Raw genomic sequence first — 5,247 nt, 5'->3', positions numbered from 1 at the left:
GGATTTGTTCGAAGAGGTAGAGATCTGATGCATTACAGCTCCATACTGCCAGATGTGATCAAAATCGCTGATGAAGCCAGCGAAAAAGTACTGCATATCTACCAGTCTGATTTCAAAGTGAATTATAAGGAAGATCACTCACCAATCACCGCTGCGGACATTGCCAGTCACGACATCATTGTTAAGGGGCTGCGCCAAATCAGCCGGGACATTCCGATACTCTCAGAAGAGGGCGCGGAGATTCCCTGGGAAGAGCGGAAAAAATGGCGCCGGTTCTGGCTGATCGACCCCATCGATGGCACCAAGGATTTTACCCAGCGCACGGGCGAATTCACCGTTAACATCGCCATGATTGAAGACGGCGAGCCAGTGATGGGTGTGGTCACGGCCCCCGCCCTGAAAGAAGCCTTCTGGGGCATAAAAGGTGAGGGTGCTCACATGCGGGACCGTACAGGTCGGGTACACCGCATACGGGTGGCGGAACCCAATAATTGATCATGGACAGGCACTAGCATGACCTGCACTAGCCTGACCTGGCCCCAGCCTGACCAGATCCCCAAAGGCCCGGTGGTTTCGACCCCGGGCCTTTGTCGTTTCTGGATGTTTGTTTGCTGCGTCTGTTTCAGGATTATGGTAATTCGGCGCCACTCAGGGTTGGGGGTAATTCTGATAGCTGTCCTCGAGCGTGGTTGCCCGGTGGTATGAGAGGCCGCGAAAATGCGTGTCGCAATACGGGGCACTCGCTGCTAATTCTGTTTGACGCTTAACGATAAACGTTATAAGGTTCTGGTATGATTAAAAGCTTCCGATGCAAAGACACTCAAGTGCTGTTTGAGACTGGAAAAACCAGACGGTTTTCGGCGATAAAGGCTGCAGCTGAGCGTAAATTGATAGTATTGCAAGCAGCTGCAGAGCTGGATGATCTGAAATCCCCACCTGGTAACCGGCTTGAAGCCTTGAATGGTGACCGGGAAGGCCAGCACAGCATCCGCATTAACCGGCAGTGGCGGATGTGCTTTCGGTGGACTGCGGACGGTCCGGAAGATGTTGAAATTGTTGATTACCACTGAGGAGGTCGCACAATGATTAGTAATGGTATGCGTCCCATTCACCCTGGAGAGATTCTGCGGGAAGAGTATTTGGAGCCGCTGGAGATGAGCGTAAATGCGCTCTCAAAGGCTTTGCATGTTCCGGCAACGCGGATGAATGAGATCGTTCGTGAGAACCGGGGCGTTTCCGCAGACACGGCGCTGCGACTAGCGCGTTACTTTGGCACCAGTGCGCGGTTCTGGCTGAACCTCCAAACGGAGTTTGAGCTGCGCCAGGCTCAGATGGGCAAAGAAGCCAAGATTGCTAAGGAGGTTCAGCCGCACGCTGCCTGAAAACCAAATGCACAATGATTCGAACATCATCAACATCATGGACCAACATCATAGACAGGCATTCATAGCCTTGTTCATAGCCTGACCCGTGTTATCACAGACAGGCACTCGTCTGTGACCAGATCCCCAAAGGCCCGGAGGTTTCGCCCCCGGGCCTTTGTTGTTTCTGCCGTTTGGTTTCACTGCGTCTAATTCGCGGTTATGACAAAGCAGCGGCGACCTTCCACCGTGAATTCTGAAAACCGCCGATTTCAGGCGAGCGACATTCTCGGCGGGAACACCGATAAAGGGATTGGAGTAATTGGGGGTGGTTGTCTAAGCCGCTCGTCGTCGCCGTCCAGGGTTCCGGTAATCCTGATAACTGCCCTCAAACGCGGTCGCCCGGTGGCACCATCGTTCCGGGTCCAGATTCAGCCGTTCCAGAATCGGTAGCGCCTTCTCATCAATAGCGCCCCGTTTGTCGCTTCGGCTGATCCGCCCAGTGCAATCTACCAGTTCCAGGTAATCTTCAAAGCTGAACAGGATGCTTCGCTGGAAGCCGTTTCGAATCACGCCTTCAAAACCCAGTAGCGGTTTTAACGGCACCGAAAACTCATTCAGCGCCTGCTGTTCTGTTTGCCGGGCAATGGCTTCTGCCAGATCAAAGGTGGGATGAATTCGCTCCTTGATGCTGGTGTGTTCGGAGGTTTCTGGCGTCTCCGCCATGGCAGCGCGGATTGGATTCAGGTCGACATAGGCCATGCAGGAAAGGAGGGCTTCTTCGGTATCCAACGCTTGAGACTTGAACCTGCTCTCCCAGAAGTGCCCGGTGCACTCATCTTCCCGGTTGGCCTGCCTCGCAATCGGCTCGTTCAGGCATTTCATAAATCAGCTCAAATCCGCCAACCGCTGCCGGAAGGTTTCTGCATACTCCTCCACTCGCCGAAGCTCGGCCGCACACAACTCATCTTCCCGATGGTACCGCTGTACCAGTGGTGGCCCCTTATAGAGGCTGCACCAGCGCGCCAGCACCTCATCCATGCTCCACGGTTCCACGTCATCCGGGCTGAGCTTCACCACCAGGTGATAGTGGTTCGACATCACCGCATAAGCGGCCACATCTACCGCAAACACTGATGCCAGAAGCCGGATTCGCTCTTCAATCCATCCTCGCCGGTGCTCATAACAGCGCCCGGTGGCGCGATCTTGCCCGCACAGGAAGGTGCGGCGCACGCAGCGTGAGATCACGTGGTAGAAGGGGGTATCTGAAACGCTGACCAGTTCTGCTCTGGCTTTTGGCATGGTGGGGTCCTTGTCTTCCGTGACTGTTGACATGGTCATATCATGCATCAATAATTCGGATCTGTATATATGTACAGTATTTTGGTGTTTTAGTGTGTTTCCCTTATTTCTGCTATTTCTCAAACTCTATTTTTGTATGTACAATAAATCCAGATGAATATTGAATTCGATCCAAGGAAGGATGAGAAAAACACTGAAAAGCACGGTGTTTCGTTAGCTGATGCCGCCAGGCTCGAATGGGATTGGGTGTGGGCTATGGAGGATTTTCGTAATGATTATGGTGAGCGCCGAATGATTGGGTATGGCCCCATAGGCGATCGTGTCTACTGTGTTGTTTACACAGAGCGAAAAGGCATCCGCCGCATAATCAGTCTTCGAAAGGCAAATCGTCGGGAGGTGAGGCTTTATGCAGACAAAATCTAAATCAGGTCGGAAGTTTACACTGCCTTCGGGCGATGAAGAGTCAGGCATTAACGAGGGGATTGCACAAGACGCAGATACACGCGAGCTCACGGAAGAAGAGTTCCGCCGGTTGCGTCCGGTTGGTCGGCCCAAAGCGGAGACCACTAAAGAACGGATAACTATCAGACTTTCACCGGAGGTCGTTGAGCAGTTTCGCGCCACAGGCAGCGGCTGGCAAACCCGAATGGACAAGGCACTTCAGGAGTATCTGAGAACCCATAGTCAGTCCGATATTGAGAGGTTGGGATAATGCACAACATTCGAGGGAATCTACTGCGCAAGGCTGATCTTGGACAGGCACTAGCCTGCCGCTGCACTAGCCTGCCGCTAGCCTGACCCGTAGACAGTGCCTGCCGCAGACAGGCACTAGCTTACTAGGCACTAGCTTACTAGCTTGTCTCCACAAAATTGATGCCCAAGAACCATGCGCATATACTGAGTAGAACATTTCTCGAGAGGGCAACACCATGCAAACTGCCGAAACTACAAAGTCCATACGTAAACCAACGAATCTATCGCTGGATAGCACTCTTCTCAAAGAGGCAAAATCCCTTGGAATCAATGTCTCTCGGTCTGCAGAAGCAGGAATTGCGGAAGCGGTTAAACTCCATAAGCGGAGCAAATGGCTTAACGAGAATGCTGAAGCGCTTGAAAGCTCGAACGCTTATGTTGAAGCCAACGGCTTGCCTCTTGCACGGCATCGCCAGTTCTGATGTCTCGTTTCGATATCTTTGAAAATAAAAACGGGGCGGGATATCTGCTGGACGTTCAGTCAGACCTTCTCAGTGGCTTGAACACACGAGTAGTTGTGCCGTTACTGCCCAAATCGTCGGCGCCATTCCCTGCTCAGAGGCTGAATCCTGTGTTTAGCATCAACGGCCTGGAAGTCGTCATGGCGACTCAATATATGGCGGCTGTGCCGGAAAGCGAATTGCGTTTTTGCTCCGGTAGCCTTGCTGAGCAGCAAGATGACATTGCCGCAGCACTGGATATGCTGCTTTTGGGCTTTTAGGGGGGATCATGGGCAGGCGCTAGTGTCCCGTCTGGCTAATTCCTTAATCTACTGCTTGCCTCTGAGGACTCTGACCAAGGCGCCAGTCTGCAGATGTGGTGGTTCCACATCAAGGACTGGCAACACAGGGCTCAGAGTCCTCAGAGACAAGCCCTCCGGGAGCTTCTGAAAAACCGAAGAACGTCGTTCTGCTGGCTCGATTTGGAACCACCAAACCTTCACCAGCACGCCTAGCTCTTCGGTTTTTCAGAAGCTCAGTAGGTTAAGGAATTAGCCAGACGGGACACTAGCTATCGCAAACTCAGCTTTTAACGCCCGCTATGGTAAATTGGCAGTCTTGAAAACAACTGAAAGTTGCACCGCCAACCGGAGCCGAAATGCCCACCGCCACAGACAACCACTGGTCAATGCCACCCAACCCCGAAAAAGCACTTATGCTTGCGCAACGTGCGGTGTCGGTATTTGTATACGATGCAGTGCGCCTGGAGGGCATCAACTTTACGTTACCGGAGGTACAAACCCTGTTGCAGGGTGTCACAGTGGGTGGGCATCGGCTGAGCGATCAGCAGATCGCCGTTAATCAGGGCGAGGCCTGGAAGCTGCTCTTTCAAATGATCCGGGAAGGGAGCTTCAGTTTATCGGCCGATTGCGCCATGGCTCTGCATGCGGTTGCTGCAAGGGAAGAAGCATTGGAGTGGGGCTGCTTTCGCAGTGGCTCCGTACTCATTGCCGGCACTGATTACGAGCCACCGGCGGCTAGTGAGTTACCGGAACGTTTTGACCGCATGATCGATGAACTACAACACATGGATGATGTTTACGATCAGGCTGTCCACCTGTTCCTAACCATGGCCCGTTGCCAGTTTTTCTACGATGTGAACAAGCGCATGGGGCGTTTTATGATGAACGGCCACCTGCTGAGCAACGGCTATCCGGCCGTCAATATCCCGGCTTCAAGCCAGCTCGAGTTCAATGAACTTATGCTCCGATTCTACGAGTCTGGCGACCAGCGTGAAATGAATGCATTTGTGCGTAGCTGCATGGACGAACGGGTCGTTCGTATTATGAAAGAAGAGTAAACGGGTTAGGCCAGCAGTACATTTCGGGGCT

9 protein-coding genes and 1 pseudogene are annotated in these 5,247 nt (G+C 52.8%); 8 read left to right on the top strand and 2 right to left on the bottom strand.

Annotation, left to right across the window (positions count from 1 at the left end):
- Positions 1 to 27: 27 nt before the first annotated feature.
- The 3 genes and pseudogenes from Q675_RS33825 to Q675_RS33815 all read left to right on the top strand — a co-directional run.
- Positions 28 to 492, top strand: a pseudogene (locus Q675_RS33825) (3'(2'),5'-bisphosphate nucleotidase CysQ family protein); the annotation flags it as partial.
- 299 nt (positions 493 to 791) lie between these two features.
- Entirely contained in the window at positions 792 to 1,070 is a 279-nt protein-coding gene (locus tag Q675_RS33820; RefSeq protein WP_023011850.1) for a type II toxin-antitoxin system RelE/ParE family toxin, read from the top strand.
- 12 nt (positions 1,071 to 1,082) lie between these two features.
- Positions 1,083 to 1,382 carry a HigA family addiction module antitoxin gene (locus Q675_RS33815; RefSeq protein ID WP_023011849.1) on the top strand — a complete coding sequence of 100 codons (300 nt, stop codon included), beginning with the start codon at positions 1,083 to 1,085 and terminating at the stop codon, positions 1,380 to 1,382.
- Between the two features lie 315 nt (positions 1,383 to 1,697).
- Here Q675_RS33815 and Q675_RS38480 read toward each other — a convergent pair whose 3' ends face one another.
- Together Q675_RS38480 and Q675_RS38475 are read right to left on the bottom strand one after the other, a co-directional pair.
- Entirely contained in the window at positions 1,698 to 2,246 is a 549-nt protein-coding gene (locus Q675_RS38480; protein ID WP_023011848.1) for a hypothetical protein, read from the bottom strand.
- 3 nt (positions 2,247 to 2,249) lie between these two features.
- Entirely contained in the window at positions 2,250 to 2,696 is a 447-nt protein-coding gene (locus Q675_RS38475) for a transposase (protein WP_023011847.1), read from the bottom strand.
- Positions 2,697 to 2,816: 120 nt separating this feature from the next.
- Here Q675_RS38475 and Q675_RS38665 point away from each other — a divergent pair, with 120 nt between their 5' ends.
- The 5 genes from Q675_RS38665 to Q675_RS33795 all read left to right on the top strand — a co-directional run bounded on the left by Q675_RS38665 (position 2,817) and on the right by Q675_RS33795 (position 5,216).
- Positions 2,817 to 3,086 carry a BrnT family toxin gene (locus tag Q675_RS38665; RefSeq protein WP_023011846.1) on the top strand — a complete coding sequence of 90 codons (270 nt, stop codon included), beginning with the start codon at positions 2,817 to 2,819 and terminating at the stop codon, positions 3,084 to 3,086.
- Positions 3,070 to 3,375: a BrnA antitoxin family protein gene (locus tag Q675_RS33805; RefSeq protein WP_023011845.1), complete on the top strand. Its 306-nt coding sequence runs from the start codon at positions 3,070 to 3,072 to the stop codon at positions 3,373 to 3,375. Before Q675_RS38665 ends, Q675_RS33805 begins: the two co-directional genes overlap by 17 nt.
- A 217-nt stretch (positions 3,376 to 3,592) precedes the next feature.
- Complete coding sequence (locus Q675_RS37990; RefSeq protein WP_081698882.1) at positions 3,593 to 3,838, top strand: type II toxin-antitoxin system CcdA family antitoxin; 246 nt, start codon at positions 3,593 to 3,595, stop codon at positions 3,836 to 3,838.
- Positions 3,838 to 4,137 (top strand): CcdB family protein, encoded by a 300-nt coding sequence (locus Q675_RS33800; protein ID WP_023011844.1) that lies wholly within the window; start codon positions 3,838 to 3,840, stop codon positions 4,135 to 4,137. Before Q675_RS37990 ends, Q675_RS33800 begins: the two co-directional genes overlap by 1 nt.
- Positions 4,138 to 4,514: 377 nt before the next feature.
- Positions 4,515 to 5,216 (top strand): Fic family protein, encoded by a 702-nt coding sequence (locus Q675_RS33795; RefSeq protein ID WP_023011843.1) that lies wholly within the window; start codon positions 4,515 to 4,517, stop codon positions 5,214 to 5,216.
- Positions 5,217 to 5,247 lie beyond the last annotated feature (31 nt).

Source organism: Marinobacter sp. EN3, assembly GCF_000475315.1.
Classification (GTDB): domain Bacteria; phylum Pseudomonadota; class Gammaproteobacteria; order Pseudomonadales; family Oleiphilaceae; genus Marinobacter; species Marinobacter nauticus.
This window is presented reverse-complemented; position numbering and strand designations above follow the sequence as displayed.